This is a genomic window from Blastococcus xanthinilyticus, assembly GCF_008124835.1.
In the GTDB taxonomy this organism is placed as follows: Bacteria; Actinomycetota; Actinomycetes; order Mycobacteriales; family Geodermatophilaceae; genus Blastococcus; species Blastococcus xanthinilyticus.
Genome location: NZ_VNHW01000001.1, coordinates 485,035 through 501,455, shown reverse-complemented (window position 1 = coordinate 501,455; position 16,421 = coordinate 485,035). Strand labels below are relative to the sequence as shown.

At 75.2% G+C, this 16,421-nt stretch carries 16 protein-coding genes; 8 read left to right on the top strand and 8 right to left on the bottom strand.

Translation table 11 applies throughout. From position 1 onward, the window contains the following. Positions 1 to 9 precede the first annotated feature (9 nt). Both BD833_RS02335 and BD833_RS02330 read right to left on the bottom strand, forming a co-directional pair. The gene (locus tag BD833_RS02335; protein ID WP_166531488.1) at positions 10 to 345 is read right to left on the bottom strand and encodes a hypothetical protein; all 336 of its coding nucleotides are present in this window, start codon (positions 343 to 345) and stop codon (positions 10 to 12) included. 90 nt (positions 346 to 435) lie between these two features. After that, a complete protein-coding gene (locus BD833_RS02330) occupies positions 436 to 6,330 on the bottom strand; it encodes a DUF4011 domain-containing protein (RefSeq protein ID WP_166531487.1) in 5,895 nt (1,964 codons plus the stop codon). A 187-nt stretch (positions 6,331 to 6,517) separates the two neighbouring features. On the opposite strand from BD833_RS02330, the gene BD833_RS02325 reads away from it, so the two are divergent. Next, positions 6,518 to 7,309: an enoyl-CoA hydratase/isomerase family protein gene (locus BD833_RS02325; protein ID WP_166531486.1), complete on the top strand. Its 792-nt coding sequence runs from the start codon at positions 6,518 to 6,520 to the stop codon at positions 7,307 to 7,309. A gap of 2 nt (positions 7,310 to 7,311) precedes the next feature. Here the strand turns inward: BD833_RS02325 and BD833_RS02320 are convergent, their stop codons facing one another. Next, the gene (locus BD833_RS02320; RefSeq protein WP_166531485.1) at positions 7,312 to 7,887 is read right to left on the bottom strand and encodes a hypothetical protein; all 576 of its coding nucleotides are present in this window, start codon (positions 7,885 to 7,887) and stop codon (positions 7,312 to 7,314) included. A 213-nt stretch (positions 7,888 to 8,100) separates the two neighbouring features. On the opposite strand from BD833_RS02320, the gene BD833_RS02315 reads away from it, so the two are divergent. The 3 genes from BD833_RS02315 to BD833_RS02305 all read left to right on the top strand — a co-directional run bounded on the left by BD833_RS02315 (position 8,101) and on the right by BD833_RS02305 (position 9,985). Further along, positions 8,101 to 8,319: a hypothetical protein gene (locus BD833_RS02315; RefSeq protein WP_166531484.1), complete on the top strand. Its 219-nt coding sequence runs from the start codon at positions 8,101 to 8,103 to the stop codon at positions 8,317 to 8,319. Between the two features lie 143 nt (positions 8,320 to 8,462). Next, positions 8,463 to 9,437 (top strand): ferritin-like domain-containing protein, encoded by a 975-nt coding sequence (locus BD833_RS02310; RefSeq protein WP_166531483.1) that lies wholly within the window; start codon positions 8,463 to 8,465, stop codon positions 9,435 to 9,437. A gap of 137 nt (positions 9,438 to 9,574) precedes the next feature. After that, on the top strand, positions 9,575 to 9,985 hold the full coding sequence (locus BD833_RS02305) for a hypothetical protein (RefSeq protein ID WP_166531482.1): 411 nt from the start codon (positions 9,575 to 9,577) through the stop codon (positions 9,983 to 9,985). A gap of 37 nt (positions 9,986 to 10,022) precedes the next feature. Here BD833_RS02305 and BD833_RS02300 read toward each other — a convergent pair whose 3' ends face one another. Continuing rightward, positions 10,023 to 10,304, bottom strand: a complete 282-nt coding sequence (locus BD833_RS02300; protein WP_166531481.1) for a DUF427 domain-containing protein — start codon at positions 10,302 to 10,304, stop codon at positions 10,023 to 10,025. A gap of 132 nt (positions 10,305 to 10,436) precedes the next feature. Here BD833_RS02300 and BD833_RS02295 point away from each other — a divergent pair, with 132 nt between their 5' ends. Continuing rightward, positions 10,437 to 10,637, top strand: coding sequence for a hypothetical protein (locus BD833_RS02295; RefSeq protein WP_166531480.1), 201 nt, complete (start codon positions 10,437 to 10,439; stop codon positions 10,635 to 10,637). Between the two features lie 13 nt (positions 10,638 to 10,650). Here BD833_RS02295 and BD833_RS02290 read toward each other — a convergent pair whose 3' ends face one another. The 4 genes from BD833_RS02290 to BD833_RS02275 all read right to left on the bottom strand — a co-directional run bounded on the left by BD833_RS02290 (position 10,651) and on the right by BD833_RS02275 (position 12,572). Beyond that, positions 10,651 to 11,037 (bottom strand): PaaI family thioesterase, encoded by a 387-nt coding sequence (locus BD833_RS02290; protein WP_166531479.1) that lies wholly within the window; start codon positions 11,035 to 11,037, stop codon positions 10,651 to 10,653. 62 nt (positions 11,038 to 11,099) lie between these two features. Beyond that, complete coding sequence (locus tag BD833_RS02285; RefSeq protein ID WP_166531478.1) at positions 11,100 to 11,789, bottom strand: hypothetical protein; 690 nt, start codon at positions 11,787 to 11,789, stop codon at positions 11,100 to 11,102. 28 nt (positions 11,790 to 11,817) lie between these two features. Beyond that, positions 11,818 to 12,120: a hypothetical protein gene (locus BD833_RS02280; RefSeq protein ID WP_166531477.1), complete on the bottom strand. Its 303-nt coding sequence runs from the start codon at positions 12,118 to 12,120 to the stop codon at positions 11,818 to 11,820. After that, positions 12,117 to 12,572 carry a GNAT family N-acetyltransferase gene (locus tag BD833_RS02275; protein WP_166531476.1) on the bottom strand — a complete coding sequence of 152 codons (456 nt, stop codon included), beginning with the start codon at positions 12,570 to 12,572 and terminating at the stop codon, positions 12,117 to 12,119. The genes BD833_RS02280 and BD833_RS02275 overlap by 4 nt, the downstream gene beginning before the upstream one ends. 98 nt (positions 12,573 to 12,670) lie before the next feature. Between BD833_RS02275 and BD833_RS02270 the strand changes: the two genes are divergently transcribed. The 3 genes from BD833_RS02270 (at position 12,671) to BD833_RS02260 (ending at position 16,409) form a co-directional block, all read left to right on the top strand. Next, positions 12,671 to 13,681 (top strand): iron ABC transporter substrate-binding protein, encoded by a 1,011-nt coding sequence (locus BD833_RS02270; protein ID WP_166531475.1) that lies wholly within the window; start codon positions 12,671 to 12,673, stop codon positions 13,679 to 13,681. Between the two features lie 65 nt (positions 13,682 to 13,746). Continuing rightward, a complete protein-coding gene (locus BD833_RS02265) occupies positions 13,747 to 15,288 on the top strand; it encodes an ABC transporter permease (RefSeq protein WP_166531474.1) in 1,542 nt (513 codons plus the stop codon). Further along, positions 15,285 to 16,409: an ABC transporter ATP-binding protein gene (locus tag BD833_RS02260; protein WP_166531473.1), complete on the top strand. Its 1,125-nt coding sequence runs from the start codon at positions 15,285 to 15,287 to the stop codon at positions 16,407 to 16,409. The genes BD833_RS02265 and BD833_RS02260 overlap by 4 nt, the downstream gene beginning before the upstream one ends. Positions 16,410 to 16,421: the final 12 nt, after the last annotated feature.

Here is a 16,421-nt window from a genome sequence, read left to right as displayed (position 1 = left end):
GCCGTCGGCCTACGCAGCCCGCAGCGCGTGCACCTTGGCCTGCACCCAGCCGGCGAGGCAGTGCAGCGCGGCGCCCCCCTCGGCGGAGGCGTAGCCCTTCTCGAAGGCGATGGCCTCGAGCAGCTCCGCGCTGTCGACCTCCCCGCCGCGGAAGAGCCGCTCGAGCAGCTGCCCGGAGTCGGTCCGGCTCACGAAGAAGCCGGCGATGCCGAGCGCGACCGCATCGGTCACGGCGACGGTGACCGGCGCGTGCGCCATGGAGCCGCGTCGGTCCAGGAGCTCCTGGACGGCGGTCACGACCTGCGTCTCGCTGGCGGGCACCGTGGCCCGGCAGGTGATGTACATGGTGCTGCTGCCTCCCCGGTTCGGACGTCGTCGTCTCCAGGGATATCGGCCGATCCGGTACCGCTGCACAGTCCGCATCCCCCGGGAGGGTCAGGCGGTCAGCAGGCCGGAGGGCTGCTCGGTGAGCCGGCCGGCGTCGAGTGCGAACGCCAGCGCCTTCTCCAGCGCCGGGGTGATCGAGGCCGCCCGGCGCTTGTAGCCGAACACCGCGGCGGTGGCGGTCAGCAGCTCGTCGCGCTGCATCCCGGCCGCGGCCCGGCACAGCGCCGCCATGGCGTTCGCGACCTCCTCCGGCGCCACGTGCTCGATCGGCCGGTCGGTGCTCGACACCTGGCGGCGGAACCCGGTCCAGGAGGCGCGGTCGAGCCCCTCGGGCCAGAGGTGCTCGCCGTCGATCGCCGACGGCGGCAGCAGGGACAGCAGGGCCTGCTTGCGCGTCTCGGTGATCCGGTTGAGCCCGAACGCCCCGACGGTGAGCTTGGCCAGCCGGTCGACGTGGATCGGCCCCTCCGCCTTGATGCCGGCGGTGAGCACCCGGCGGACCACGCGCGCCGCCTTGGCCACCGGGAGCTCGTCGAGCACCGACTTCTCCCCGGCGGTCTTCGGGATCCACGGCACGAACGGCAGCTCGCCCTCCAGCGCCGGAGCCGCGGCCGGCTTCCGGGCGGGGGCCTTCGCCGGTGCCGGGCGGGTGGCGGCCGGCACCGCCATCGACGTCACCGAGGAGCGCAGCGCCGCCACGCCCCGGAACGACTCGACGGCCGCCGTCGGCAGCTGCAGCGGCTCGGGCAGCGGCAGCGAGGACACCGGTGCGGTGTCGACCGCGGCGACCAGCCGGTCGGCGACGGCGGCAGGGTCGGCCAGCCAGGTCGGCAGCCAGACCCGCTCGACCACCGGCCAGCGCAGCAGGTCGCCGAGCACCTCGACCGGCAGGCCGTCCCGGTCGCCGACCGTGCCGCGACGGGCCCACGCCGGGCCGTCCAGCAGCACGGCCATCACCGGGGTGGCCGGGTCGGCGGCCCGGGAGACCGAGAGGTCGACCCGGAACTCCGAGAGGCCGACGTCGGTGCGCACGGCGAGCCCGCGCTCCCGGAGGGCGGCGGCGATCTGCTCCCGGTGCCGGTCGACGACGGCGGCCGACCGCGGTGAGCGCGGGAGCACGTCGGTGCCCTGCTCGGCCAGGTCGAGGTAGGCCCGCAGGTGCTTGATGCCGACCGAGGTCGTCTCCTCGGCCCGCAGCTGCGCGGGGTCGAAGGAGGAGAACACCACGACCTGCCGGCGGGCGCGGGTGATGGCGACGTTCAGCCGCCGCTCCCCGCCCTGCCGGTTGAGCGGGCCGAAGTTCAGCGGCAGCGTGCCGTCGGCGGTGGGGGAGAAGCCGGTCGAGAAGAAGACGACGTCGCGTTCGTCGCCCTGCACGTTCTCCAGGTTCTTGACGAACAGCCCCTCGCCGTCGGAGCGGTCCAGCGCGGCCGACAGCCGGTCGTCGTCGGCGTCGCGCAGCAGCCCCTCGATGTAGGAGCGCTGCTGGGCGTTGAAGGTGACCACGCCGAGCGAGGGGACCGCGCCGGGGGAGGCGTCGAAGCGCCGCCGGATCTCGGCGACGATCGCCGCCGCCTCGATCGGGTTGGTGCGCAGCAGCCGGCCCGCGCCCGAGCGGTGGAACGTGCCGGGCACCCGCACCAGCGAGACGCCGCGGCCGTCGGGCTCCGCGGAGGCGCGCCCGTGGGTGGGCGCCGGGAACGACGACAGCCGGCTCTCGTAGTACTGCGCGTTGGAGAACGCGATGAGGGACTCGTCCTGGCTGCGGTAGTGCCACGACAGCCAGTGCCGGGGCACCCGCGCCATGACGCACTCGCCGAGGATCGACTCCTCGTCCTCCACCGCGGTCTCCACGACCTCGACGTCGTCGGAGTGCGCCGTGGAGGGCTCCAGGAACGACGTCGGCGGCATCTGCTTGGAGTCGCCGACGACGACGGCGGCCCGGGCCCGGCCGAGCGCGCCGACCGCGTCGGCCACCCGGATCTGCGACGCCTCGTCGAACACCACGAGGTCGAACTGGCCGGACTGCGCCGGGAAGAAGCGGGCCACCGAGTCCGGCGACACGAGCACGCAGGGCATGACCGCGGTGATCAGCTCGCCGTACTGGGCGAGCAGCTGGCGGACGCCCAGCCCGCGGCGCTGCTTGGCCAGCTCGCGCTGGAGCGCGCCCACCTGGCCGGTGCCCATCGCGGCGTCGAAGGGCCGCGAGCCGAGCACCGCCGCCGGGAGGGCCGCGGTGAGGTGGCTGCGCACCGCGCGCGAGGCCGCGGTGAAGCGGGAGATGGCGGTGCCGTGCGCCTCGGCGTCGAAGACGTCCAGGCCGGAGGCGTCCAGCCGCTCGGTGACCGAGGCGGTGGCCAGCCCCCGGTCGAGCGCCCGCACCGCGTCGTCGGCGGCGACGGCCCCGGTGACCAGGAGCGTGCGGGCGTCGAACAGCCCCGCGTAGCGCAGCGGCTCGAGGGTGTCCAGGAAGGAGATCCAGCGGCGCAGCGACATCAGCACCGCGCCGCTGCCGCCGGCCGCCGAGGGCGTCAGGATGCCCCGCTCGGGCCGCGTCATCGACCAGCGGAGGACGAGGCCGTCGTCGCCGGCCCACGCCGCGAGCTGGTCCGGGGAGCTGCGGCACACCCGCAGCAGCGCCTCGACGGCGTCCCGCAGCCGGGCCACCGCCGCCGCCGTCCCCGGGCCGGTGGGCATCCCGGCGACGATCAGCTTGCGCAGCGCCACGTGGAAGGCCGAGGAGCCGTCGACCGCGGCGCCCGCCCGGCGCAGCCACTCGACCTGGCGCTCCAGCAGGCCCGGGTCGGTGAACGGGTTCCAGTCCTCGGGCGCGGCCAGCCCGGGCACCGAGCCGGCCCGTCCGGCGATCGCCTGGACCGCGGTCTGCACCCGCCACAGGTTCTCGACGACGGCCGGGACGTCCTTGGGCCGGACCTTCGCCCCCGGCCGCAGGCAGCCGGCGATCTCGTCGCGGACGGCGATCAGCCGGCGGCGGCGTCCCCACCAGCCCGAGGCCGCCGCCGTCTGGGCGGAGACGTAGACCTCCGCGAGCGGCAGGTCCAGCGCCTCCGGGACGGCGACGTCGAGGCCGGGGTGGCGGAACGCGGTGAAGGCCGCGACCTCGCCGAGCACCGCGCCGGTCGCCGTCGTCCACCGGCCGCTGAAGGTCTCGTCGAGCACGTCGAGGCCCACCGGCGGGCCGGAGAGCAGGTGCACCAGGGCGTCGAGGTCCGCCGGCGTGCGGGCGTGCCGCAGCACGCCGCCGAGCTCGGGGAAGGCGGCGACCTCGCGCACCCCCGCGTCGACCTCGGCGGCGGCCGCCCCGGCCGCGGGGAGGTCCAGCTCGGGGGAGTCGACGAAGGCCCACGGGTGCCGCGGCGAGGGCCGGGTCAGGTCGGCGATGTCGGGCAGCAGCGCCAGGGCCCGTCGCACCGCCGTGAGCACCTCGGCGGGGGCGTTCGCCACGAACGGCAGCGGCACCGGCAGGGTCGGGACGTCGGTGCCGGCGGCCAGCTCCGCCGTCCGCGCGGTGTACAGCGACAGCCCGGCGGCGTTCTCGGCGTGCAGCCGGTCGGCGTAGCGGGCCAGCTGCCGGCGGGCCGAGCGCAGCGTCTCGGAGTCCGCGGCCAGGCCCTGGGAGTCGACGGCGACCGCGTGCTCCAGGGCCAGCCGGATCTGGGCCCGCACCATCGAGGCGCGTGAGCCCTTGTCGTGCAGGTCGAGGGCGAACATGCCCATGCCGACGGCGTCCAGCCGCCGGGCCACGACGTCGAGGGCCGCCCGCTTCTCGGCGACGAAGAGCACCCGCTTGCCGTCGGCGACCGCGCGGCTGAGCAGGTTGGTGATCGTCTGCGACTTGCCGGTGCCCGGCGGGCCCTCCAGCACGAAGGTGCGCCCGGCGGACGCCTCCGCGACCGCGCGCAGCTGGGAGGCGTCGGCGGGGGCCGGCAGCTGCCCGGCGAGCTCGTCGAGGTCGACGTGGGCGCCCGAGTCGCGGGCGGGGTCGAGGAACGGCTCGGTGGGCTCGTGCACCAGGTGGTGCACCAGCGGGTTGGCGGTGAAGTCCGCCCAGTGCTCGTCGAGGTCCTTCCACAGCCGGTACTTGGCGAACTGCAGGATCGCCAGGTCCGCCGTCGCCTCGACCCGGTAGGGCAGGCCGTGCCCGACCAGGCCGACCCGGACCGCCTCCAGCGCCCGCTCGAGGTCGGGGGTGGTCTCGGCGGTGTCGCTCAGCGCGGGGACCACCAGGCCGTGCACCTGCCGGAGCTTCTCCAGCAGGCAGTAGTTCGGGGTGCTGGCGCCGGACTCGTCCAGGGCCAGCCGGTAGGAGCCGGTCCGCCCGACCGGCGTGAGGACGACGGGCACCAGCAGCAGCGGCGAGCGCAGCGGCCGCCCGTCCAGCTCCCACACCAGCGAGCCCAGCGCGAGGAACAGATTGTTGGCGCCGGTCTCCTCCTGCACCGTCTTGGCCCGGTAGGCCAGGTTGCGCAGCCGGGTCAGGTAGCCGCCGGAGGGCACGTCGGTGTGCACCTCGCGCCGCTCCACCAGCAGCTCGGTCAGCTGCTCGGCGGGGAGGTCCGCGGCGCCGGTGAGGCCGCGCTCCCGCTGCACGGCGGCGAGCTGGTCGCCCGGAAGCAGGTTGATCGGGGTGCCGTCGTGGACGAAGTTGTCCAGGATCGGCAGCGCGGTGCCGGGCAGCGTCAGCGGCAGCCCCGAGCGCTCGGAGTAGTTGATCAGCCGGTTGCGCAGGCTGAGGTCGAGCAGCGCGTTCTTCCACTGCTGCACCCGCGGCGGCGCCTCGGGGCGGCCGCCCGGCTGCGCCGGCGCCGGCCCGGTCGGGAAGGCGGGGAGGCTGTGCTCGGCCGGGTGGTACTCGACGACCTGCAGCAGCCCCTCGGGCGTTCGGGCGCGGGCCGGCAGCGGCAGGATCCCGTCGCGCCGGGCCCGGTGGACGTCGGTGACGCCGAGGATCCGGTCCAGGTCGCTGCTGAGCCAGCCGCTGTACGCGGCACCGTGCAGGTCGGCGCCGGGCTCGCCCGCGCCGGTGAGCAGGGTGGTCTCGACCAGGCCGATCAGCCCGAGGTCGACCAGGTTCACCAGGGGAGCGGCGTCGGTGGTGGCGGCGCTCTCCCAGCTGCGTTCCTCCCGCCAGTACCCGAGGAAGCAGTGGCCCTCAGCCAGCCAGAGCAGCGGCCGGATGCCGGCCTGCTCGCAGGCGGCGGCCAGCAGCACGACCGTGTCCAGCGGGGTGCCCACCCGCCAGGTGAGGACGTCGCCGGGGGAGCGGACCTGCTGGCCGAGGTCGGCCCAGCTGGCCGGTGGCTCGGAGTGGCGGACGCCGCGCCGGCGGAGGACCTCGGCGAGCGCCTGCACCACCTCGTCCACCCGCTCGGCGGTGGCCGCGTAGCCGACCATCGCCCCGCTGCCGGTCCGGGTCTCCAGCAGCTCGGCCGCCTCGGCCACCAGGGCGGTGACCGCCGGGTGGTTGGGCAGGACGTGCGCGGCCAGCATCTCCAGCGCCAGCGGCAGGGGAGTGGCCAGCCACTGGCTGGCCGCGAGCACCTGCACCGCCGCGCCGGCCTCACCGAGCAGCTCGCCGTCGACCTCGACCTCGACCTCGACCACGCCGGGGCGCTGCTCCTCGACCTGCAGCATCGCCGCCGGGTCCATGACCACGCCGAGGTCGGTGAGCACGGTGGTGCGGCCCTCGTCGACGTCGGCGAGCAGCTCGACCGGGTGGGCGATCGGGCCCTCCGCGTCGCGGACCGAGACGCGCACGGTCGCCCCGCGCAGCGTTCGGTCGGCGGTCAGCGCGAGGCGGGACACCACGGGCAGCCGGTTGTGCGCCAGGGCGTAGCTGAGGACCGGGGTGGAGGTCAGCTCGATGGAGACGGCCGAGGGCGCGACGACATCACCGAGCTCGATGTCGGCAGTGCTCTCCATGTCACCTGTCTACCGGGTCGGACGGACTGGTCCGCCCATGGTCCCCGACAGGTGGGGCGCGTGTGACGGGTGCGGTCGATCGTTGCGCGGATGCGCCGGTTTCCCGCGCGCGGACGGTTCCGGCACCCCGGAGTCCTGCCGATGAGGCCGGGTTGCCACCGGTCCGCCGACGACGGAGGTTGTCGGCATGAGCGATGCCCACCGCCACGACTCCGGACTGCTCGTCGAGGACCGCGAGCACATCCGCGTGCTCACCCTCGACCGGCCCGAGCGCCGCAACGCGCTCTCCACCGACCTGCAGGCCGACCTGGTCGAGCAGCTGCTGCGGGTGGTCGAGGACGGCGTCCGCGCGGTCGTGCTCACCGGCACCGGCCCCGCCTTCTGCGCCGGGCTGGACCTCAAGGAGATCCGGGCCGCCGACGAGCGCGGCGAGCGGTTCCGCCCCCCGATGAACCGGCCGGCCCGGTCGCTGTTCGAGGTGGTGACCGAGACGCCGGTGCCGGTGCTCGCCGCGCTCAACGGCCCCGCGGTCGCGGGCGGCTTCGAGCTGGCGCTCGCCTGCGACCTGCGGATCGCCTCGCCGGCGGTGCGGTTCGCGCTGCCCGAGGCGGCCATCGGCATGGGCGCCAACTTCGGCTCGGTGGTCCTGCCCAAGCGGATCCCGGTGGGCATCGCGCTCGAGCTGCTCTTCACCGGCGACGCGATCGACGCGGTCGAGGCGCAGCGGTGGGGCCTGGTCAACCGGCTGGTCGAGCCGGAGCAGGTGCTGCCCACGGCGCTCGAGCTCGCCGGGCGGATCGCGGCGAACGCGCCGATCTCGGTCCGCCGGATGAAGGAGACCGCCGTCAAGGCGCTGGAGCTGCCGCTGTGGCAGGGGCTGCGGCTCGACGTCGGCCCGAACCCCTACCTCAGCGAGGACCGGAAGGAAGGCATCTCCGCCCGGCTGGAGAAGCGGCCGCCGCGCTGGAGCGGCCGCTGACGTCACTTGTCCGGTGCGGCGTACCGGGCCCGGACGTCGGCCTCGAGGAACGACTCCTGGCGGATGGCCTCCAGTGCGGCGGAGCCGAACACGTCCTGCTGGGGGGCGACCTCCCCGCCGTGCACCCACTGCCACCGCGGTGCGAGCCGGACGTCGTCGCCGTCGCGCCGGGCCCCGAGGGTCAGGTAGACGCCGTGCTGGTACCGGTGCGCCCGGGCGAGGGACCGGACGCTGTCGAAGGAGCCCCCGGTGCCCGCGCTCGCCTCGGTCACCTTCAGCTCGAGGACGAGCAGGTTGTTCCCCGGCCCGGTCCGGCCGCGCCGGTGGACGAGCAGGTCCGCGCGCAGCGTCTCGCCGCCCGCGCCCCGCTTCACGGCGTCGTCGCCTGCCCGGTTGTACTCGCAGTCGACGTCCCAGCTCCGGGGGAACTGTGGCCTCAGGTGCCATCCGAGGTGGGCGCAGATGCTGACCTCGGACACGGGCCGACCGGCCGCCCACGACGTGAACAGCGTCCAGTCGTCGACCAGCAGTTGCCGGAGTGCGGTGCGCAGTCGCGTCCGCACCGTGTTCGGCTGCATGGTTCGTGCCTCCCTGTGTCGGCTGACGGGAACCGCATCCTGGCCGGAGCGACCGGCATCCACGGGCGACGCGCCGTTCGGGAGAAGCGGTACGGGACAGTTCATGACGGTCGCGTAACGGCTCGTCACTCCCGTCGACAGCGGCCGCAGCCCGGTGGCGCGGCCTGCCAGGGTCCGGGTGTCCACGTCGCCACCGATCCCCGAGGAGTCGTCATGAACTGCGCGAACTGCGGAGCCGTGCACCAGCGAGGCCGCTTCTGCGTCGGCTGCGGCCGGACCATGCCGCCCTCGACGCTGCCGCCGCGCCCCGTCCGGCTGGCGCCGCGGCCGCCCTACGAGGTCACCGACGACATGACTCAGCCGGTGCTGCGCTTCGACGTCCGCCCGCGGCGCGCGCCGGCACCGGAGCGGGCGGTCGCCGAGGCCGGCTGAGCGGCGCCGGACTCGGGCCTCCTCACCCGAACGGGTGACGAGGCTCACTGCTAGCAATCTGCTTGCTCTTGTTAGCACTCCCGGGTCTTGGGGCATGTAAGAGACCGTCAGGTCATCCCCAAGTCCCTGGAGCTGTTTCCGTCATGACCGACAACAACGCCAAGCTCGTCAACCAGCTGCGCGCCCTCGTCCTGCTCACGCAGACCGAGGAGCAGATCGCACGGACCCGCATCTCCCAGGCGCGCACCGACGCCGTCCGCCGGGAGCTGACCCAGAACGCCGACAACGCGGCGGCCCGCTCGCTCGAGATCACCGAGCAGCTGCGCGCCCTCGGCGGCGTCCCGGACGTCGTCACCCCGCTGGTCGGCCGGCTCTCCGCCGGGCTCAAGGCCACCTTCGAGCAGGCCGGCTCCGTCGAGGAGGCCCTGCTGCAGGACCTGCAGCTCGAGCACCAGCTGCTCGACCGCGCCACATACCTCAAGGTGCTGGCCGACACCGCGGGTGAGACCAAGGTCCGCCGGCTCGCCGAGAAGCTCATCGAGGCGCACACCGCCACGGTCGAGTGGCTGACCGTCGTCCTCGCCGAGGAGGCCCTGGGCGGTCCCGCCGCCCTCGTCGCCACCCCCGCGCAGCGGGTCGCCGGCGCCGTCGCCCGCGGCGTCAACGCGCCGGTCCGCTTCTGGGCCAACACGGTCAACAACGCCGTCGACACCGTGAAGCACGCCGGCGAGGAGACCTCCGACCGCTTCTCCGCCGTCTCCGACCGGGCCGCCGCCCTGAGCGACGCGGTCCGCGAGACCCTCACCGTCGGTCGCGCCGCCTCGCTGCGCCGGGCCGAGCGGATCGCCCAGCGCGAGGGGAACCAGGACGCCGCCGAGGTCGCCCGCGCGGCCCGCGAGGAGCTCGGCGACGTGACCGCCGACGAGCTGCCCATCAAGGGCTACGACTCGCTGTCGGTGCAGGATGCGGTCAAGGCCGTCAAGCAGCTGAAGACCCCGCACGACATCAACGTGATCATCCGGTACGAGGAGACGCACAAGAACCGGGCGAACGTGGCCAGCGCCGCGCAGACCCAGCTCGCCGCGCTCGCCAAGGACGCGGTAGGCGTCACCAGCTGAGCAAGGATCCCCTGCTCGCGCAGGGGGGTGCACCGAGAGGGCCCGCGCTGCCACAGGCAGTGCGGGCCCTCTGGTGTGCGCGACATCGCCGGCCGGCCGCGTTTGGCGCGCCGGGGAGAACGGGGATCCCCGTTCTCATGAGCATCACACCCGAGGCCCTCGAGGCGGAGTTCTCGCTGACGACGGCCGCGACCCGGCTGGACTTCCTCAGCCGCCGCGACAACGGCGACACCGCACTGAACACGGTCCACGACGACGAGGACTCCTGGGCCGCCACGCTGCGCGACACCGGCACGCAGCTCGACGTCCACGAGTCGCTGGAGCTCCTGGCGCTCGGCGAGGTCGTCTCCCGCAAGGCGCACGACAGCCGGCTGGTCGGCATGCGCGCGGCCCTGCGCGGCGGCGCCGACTGGGAGCAGATCGCCGCCGCGCTCGGCACGACCCCGCGGCGGGCCTGGGACACCTTCACCGAGCTGGTCGGCGGGCAACTCGACGCCGACGCCGCCGCCTCCGCCCGGGAGCTGGCCGGCAGCCGGCCCGGTCGCTGAGCCCCCGCGCATCGTCGGCCCAGCCCACCACGACCGCTCAGCGCACCTCGACGCCCTTCCAGAAGGCGACCCGCCCGGCGATCTCCCGGGCGGCGTCCTTCGGCTCCGGGTAGTACCAGGCGGCGTCCCGGTTCCTCTGCCCGTCGACCTCCAGGGTGAGGTAGGAGGCGGTGCCCTTCCAGGGGCACACGGTGTGCGTCTCGGAGGGCCGTAGCACGTCCTCGCGGACCGCGTCCCGCGGGAAGTAGGCGTTGCCCTCGACGGTGACGATGTCGTCGGACTCGGCGACGACGAGCCCGTTCCAGGTGGCAGTGGTCATGCCCCGATCGTCCTCGTCCCCGGGCGGTCGTGCTCGCCGGCAGGAGTGACCGCCCCCGAGGTGGGCAACGAGCCGGGGAGGCGGTCTGCCGGCCGCCGTGCCCCGTCAGGAGGTACCGCGCATGTCGCACCCGTGCACTCGAACGACCGCCCCGAGCAGGCCGGTGGCTCCCCGGAGGGGCGCCGCCGCGGCCGGTTGATCATCCCCCTGGTGATCGCGCTCGTCCTCGTCGTCATCTTCGGCTGGCTGCTCATCGTCGGGCTCGGCGCCGACGAGGCCGAGGAGGTCGGCGCCCCGACGCCCGCGGCGGTGGTGGCGGCGGCGCCCGCCTGACGCTGCCGACCCCTCAGCGGTGCAGCAGGGCGAAGGTCGCGACCGCGTGCGCGAGGGACCGGTCGTCCTGCTCGACGTCGGCCTCGCACACCGTCAGGTGCTCGCCGCGGGTGCGCACCCGGGCGGTGACGATGAGCGGTCCCGGCTTCCCCGGGCGCAGGTAGGTGACGGTGAGCTGACTGGTCGCGGGCACGTCGCCGTCGCCGGTGGTGGTGCGCACCGCCATGCCCATGGCGGTGTCGACGAGGGTGGCGAGCACGCCCCCGTGCAGCGTGCCGGCCGGGTTCAGGTGGTCCTCGGTGACCTCGAAGGCCAGCCGGGCGGAACCGTCCTCGGTCGCCTCGGGGCGGGCCCCGAGCCGGGCGGCGAACCCACCCGCGGCCACGTCGTCGCTGCTCATGGCCCGGCCCTACCCCCGGCGCCGCCCCGCCACGCCCGCGGAAGGGCCGGGCTCGCGGTCGTTCAGGCCGCGGTCCGCTCGCCCGTCCCGCGGTCGAGGTAGTAGGCGCCGAAGGCGCCGGCGAGCGTCGCGAAGACGGCCACCGAGTAGACGGCCAGGGCGACGTCGAGGACCCGGGCCAGCCCGCCGTCCGCGGTCAGCGGCTCCCCGCTGACGGTGGCCAGCGCCGCGTCGTACAGCGCGGTGGCGTAGGAGTCGTAAGCGCCCAGGACGTAGAGCAGCTGGCTGACCGCCAGCACCACGACGACCGTCACGGCGCCGAGCCAGCCGATCCGGCCGCTCAGCAGCCGGCCGGCCGAGCGCGAGCCGCGCACGGCCGCCGACACGACTCCGCCCACCCGCGCCGCGCGGAGCAGCGTGAGGGCGCGGGCGAACCGGAGGAACGGCACGGCGAGGAAGACCAGCTGCCACCAGTTCCGGGTCCAGAAGCGCCGCCGGTCGGTGGCGGTGACGGCCCGGTAGCCGAACTCGGCCACGAAGACCGCCCACAACACCCACCCGACGACGCTCAGCGTGGTCACCAGCCAGGCCTCGCGGGCCAGCGACTGGCCGAGCACCACGAGGACGAACACCAGCCCGAGCGCGCCCATCGGCTTGTCCAGCCGCCGGGCCAGCCCCTCCTTCTCGGGGGCGGTGTCGGCGGGCTCGCCGGGGTGCGGGCCTCCGGGTTCGGGTGCCGGACGTGGACTCATGCCCGGCGACTACCCAGTGCGGCCGCGCTCAGGGCAGCCGCCGCAGCAGGTGCCGGGCGACCGCGGCCGCCTCCGGCGACGCCGCCCCGGTCGACGCCCGGAGCCAGGCCGCCAGCGGACCGGCCAGGGCGGGGGAGAGCGCGGCGATCCAGGCGCCGCTGCGCTCCCGCGCCTCGGCGACGTGCTCGGTGCCGCCGTCCGGCGCGTGCGCGACGACCTCGGGCCGGCTGGCCAGCAGGCCGGCCACGCGCCAGTCTCCGCCGGTCGTCCGCGCCGCCAGCCGCTCCAGCCGGTCCGCCGCCTCCCGCAGCAGCGTGTCGTCCCCGGTCACGCCGGCTCGCGGCGCATCGGTACGTGCGGGATGCCGTCCTCGAGGTATCCCGGTCCGCTGCGCCGGAAGCCGAAGCGGGCGTACCAGTCCTCCAGGTGGGCCTGGGCGCCGAGGGTCAGGGGGAGGTGGCCGTAGCCGGCGATGCCCTCCTCGATGAGCCGGGCGGCCAGCCCGCGCCCGCGGGCGGTCGCCGCGGTGGCCACCCGCCCGATGGCGCGGGTGGCGCCGTCGTCGAGCACGCGGATGGTCGCCAGCACCTCGCCGTCGGACTCCAGCCACAGGTGCTCGGTGGCGGGCTCGAGGTCCCGACCGTCGAGCTCGGGGTAGGGGCACTCCTGCTCCACCACGAAGACGTCGACCCGCAGCCGGCAGAGCGCGTAGACCTCGAAGGGTGTCAGGTCGGCGAACCGCGCGCGGCGCAGGTGGGGGGGCTCGGCACGGGTGGCGCGCATGGGGTCCGTTGTATCCCACGGTGCTCCCGGCCGAGGCGGCTGGCCGCGCTCCCGGCGCACGTGCTTAGGTGTGCCTCGCCTATCTGCAGGAGGACTTCGTGACCAGGCTCGGGCGCGCGACCGCGGGCGCCGTCTCCACCCTCACCCTGGCGGCGTCGCTGGCCGCCTGTGGTTCGGACGCCGACACGCTCACCGTGTACAGCGCTCAGCACGAGAGCCTGGTCCGCACGATGCTCGCCGACTTCACCGAGGAGACCGGCATCGAGCTGGAGTTCCGCGACGCCAACGATTCGGAGCTGGCGAACCAGATCATCGAGGAGGGCGACGCCTCGCCCGCCGACGTCTTCCTCACCGAGAACAGCCCGGCCATCGACGCCGTCGACGCTGCCGGGCTCCTCGCGCCGCTGGCCGAGGGCACGCTCGGCCGGGTCGGCGAGCAGTTCCGCCCGTCCTCGGGGAACTGGGTCGGCTTCGCCGCCCGCTCCACCGTGCTCGCCTACAACGCGGAGGCGGTCGGCGAGGACCAGCTGCCCGCCTCGATCCTGGAGCTCGCCGACCCGGAGTACCAGGGGCGCGTGGGCATCGCCGCCGGCGGCGCGGACTTCCAGGCGATCGTCAGCGCGGTGCTGGCCCTCGAGGGCGAGGAGGCCACCCGGGAGTGGCTGGCCGGCCTGGAGCGCAACGCCGAGATCTACGCCAGCAACACCGCGGTGATGAAGGCGGTGGACGAGGGCGAGGTCGACCTCGGGGTCATGTACCACTACTACTGGTACCGCGACCAGGCCGAGGGCGGTCTCGTGGGCGACGACGCCGAGCTGCACTACTTCGGCAACGCCGATCCCGGCGCCTTCCTCAGCGTCTCCGGCGCCGGCGTGCTCGCCTCCTCCGACCAGCAGGAGCAGGCCCAGCGGCTGGTCGAGTACCTGACCGGCCCGGCCGCCCAGGAGCGGCTGGCCGACAGCGACGCCCTGGAGTACGCGGTCGGCACCGGCGTCGCGTCGGCCGACTCGCTACCGCCGCTGGCCAGGTTGGGCGCACCGCAGCTCGACCCCGGCGACCTCGACGCCGCCCGGGTGACCGAGCTGATGCAGGAAGTGGGTCTCCTCTGACCGTTCCCGTGCTCGACCCCGCGAGCCCCGGAGCGCCGGTACCCCCGGCGCCCCGGGGCTCCGGCGTGGCCGCCCGCGGCGGTCGCCGGCTGCGGCGCTCGCCGGTGACCTTGGCGCTGGCCGTCTGCGTGGCCGTCCTGGCGCTGCTGCCGCTGGGCTACATCGCCGGCTACACCGTGGACGTCGGCTGGTCCGGCGTCCGTGAGCTGGTCCTGCGGCCGCGGGTGGCGGAGCTGCTCTGGAACACCTGCCGGCTGGTGCTCGGGACGGTCGCCGTGTGCGCCGTCCTGGGGGTGGGCGCCGCCTGGCTGGTCGAGCGCTCGACCGTGCCCGGCCGGCGGATCTGGCACGTGCTGCTCGTGGCGCCCCTGGCGGTCCCGGCGTTCGTGAACAGCTTCGCCTGGATCTCGCTGCTGCCCGGGCTGGACACCTACGCCGGGGCGCTGCTGGTCGTCTCGCTGTCCTACTTCCCGTTCGTCTACCTGCCGGCGGTGGCCGCTTTCCGTGGCCTGGACCCGGCGCTGGAGGAGACCGCGCGGGGCCTGGGCCTGTCCGGCTGGGCGGTGTTCGCCCGGGTGCAGCTGCCGCAGCTGCGGGTCGCCCTGCTCGGCGGCAGCCTGCTGGTGGCCCTGCACCTGCTCGCCGAGTTCGGTGCCCTGCAGATGCTGCGGTACCCGACCTTCACCACCGCCATCTACGACCAGTACCGGGCGACGTTCAACGGTCCGGGCGCGACGATGCTGGCCGGGGTGCTCGTGCTCCTGTGCCTGCTCCTGCTCGTCGCGGAGCTCCGGCTGCGCGGTGCGCGCAGCTACGCCGGGAGCGGTCGCGGAGCCGTCCGCCCGGTCCGCCCGGCGGCTCTCGGCCGGTGGACCCTCCCGGCGCTCTCCGCGCTCGCGGCGCTGGTGGTGGCGGCCCTGCTCGTCCCGCTCGGCGCGCTGGCGTACTGGACCCTGGCCGGGGCCGCCGGCGACCTCGACGTCGCCGACCTGGCCACCACCACCGCCACCACGCTGGCGCTGGCCGCCGTCGCGGCGGTGGTCACCACCGCGCTGGCGCTGCCCACCGGGCGGCTCGCCGTCCGGGCGCGCAGCCGGGTGGCCACGCTGCTGGAGCGGGCCACCTACGTGGGCAGCGCGGTCCCCGGCATCGTGGTCGCCCTGGCGCTGGTGACGATCAGCATCCGGGCCACCCCCTGGCTGTACCAGACCGTGCCGGTCCTGATCGCGGCCTACGCGATCCTGTTCCTGCCGCGGGCGGTCGTCCCCGTCCGGGCGGCGGTCGAGCAGTCGCCGCCGCTCTACGACGACGTGGCGGCGTCCCTGGGCTCCTCCGGCGCCGACCGGCTCCGGCGGATCACCCTCCCGCTGCTCGCGCCGGGGCTGGGTGCCGGGGCCGCGCTGGTCTTCCTGGCGGTGGTCACCGAGCTGACCGCCACCCTGCTGCTCGCCCCGACCGGGACGACGACCCTCGCCACGGCGTTCTGGTCGGCGAGCTCGGCCTTCGAGTACGGGGCGGCCGCTCCGTACGCGGTCGTCATGGTCCTGCTCTCCGCCCCGGCCACCGTCCTGCTCTCCCGGAACACCCGACGAGGTCTGCTTCCATGAGCTCCCTGACCGTCACCGCCCTGACCAAGGCGTTCGGGTCCACCCCGGTGCTCACCGGAGTGGACCTGCACGTGCCGGCCGGGGGCCTCACCGCCCTGCTCGGACCCTCCGGGTGCGGCAAGACGACGCTGCTGCGGCTGGTCGCCGGCTTCGACGACCCGGACAGCGGAAGCGTCACCCTCGGCGACCGGCTCGTGGCCGGCGCCGGGCGCGGCGTGCCCGCCCGCAGCCGCGGTATCGGGTTCGTCCCGCAGGAGGGCGGTCTCTTCCCGCACCTCACCGTCGCCGGCAACGTCACCTTCGGGCTGGCCCGGCAACGGCGGCGCGACCGCGGGCTGGTCCGCGAGCTGCTGGACCTCGTCGGTCTGGACGTCGACCTCGCCGACCGGTCGCCGCACCAGCTCTCCGGCGGCCAGCAGCAGCGCGTGGCGCTGGCCCGCGCGCTGGCGCCCGAGCCCTCGATCGTCCTGCTCGACGAGCCCTTCTCCTCCCTCGACGCGGGGCTCCGGGAGGACACCCGGCAGGCCGTGGGCGCCGCGCTCGCCGCCGCCGGGGCCACCGCGCTGCTGGTCACCCACGACCAGGCCGAGGCGCTGTCGATGGCCGACCAGGTGGCGGTGCTGCGCGGTGGGCGGCTGGTGCAGCTCAGCGATCCGCGGACCCTCTACCAGCGGCCGGCCGACCTCGACGTCGCCGCCTTCGTGGGGGAGTCGGTGGTCCTGGCCGGCGACGTCCGGGACGGGCGCGCGGAGTCGGTGCTGGGCAGCCTGGCCGTCACGGGCGCGGTCCCCGCCGGCCCGGCGCGGATCCTGGTGCGTCCCGAGCAGCTGCGGCTGGTCGCCCCGGCTGGCCGCGGGCCGCGTGGCCGGGTACGCGCCCTCGACTACTACGGGCACGACTCCCGGGCGCACCTCGAGCTGCCGGGTGGCCAGACCGTGACCGCCCGGCTGGAGGGCGCCGACCTGCCCTCGGTGGGTCAGGAGGTCGGCATCGAGGTGGTCGGTGCGGCCGTGGCCTTCCCCGTCGCCGGCGGTGCCGCCGACGTCGCCGGGCCGGCCGGCGCCGCCGGTCCGGTGGATGCGGAGCCGACGCGCCGACGCCCCGCCGAGGCGATCAGTTAGGGAAGCCTAAGC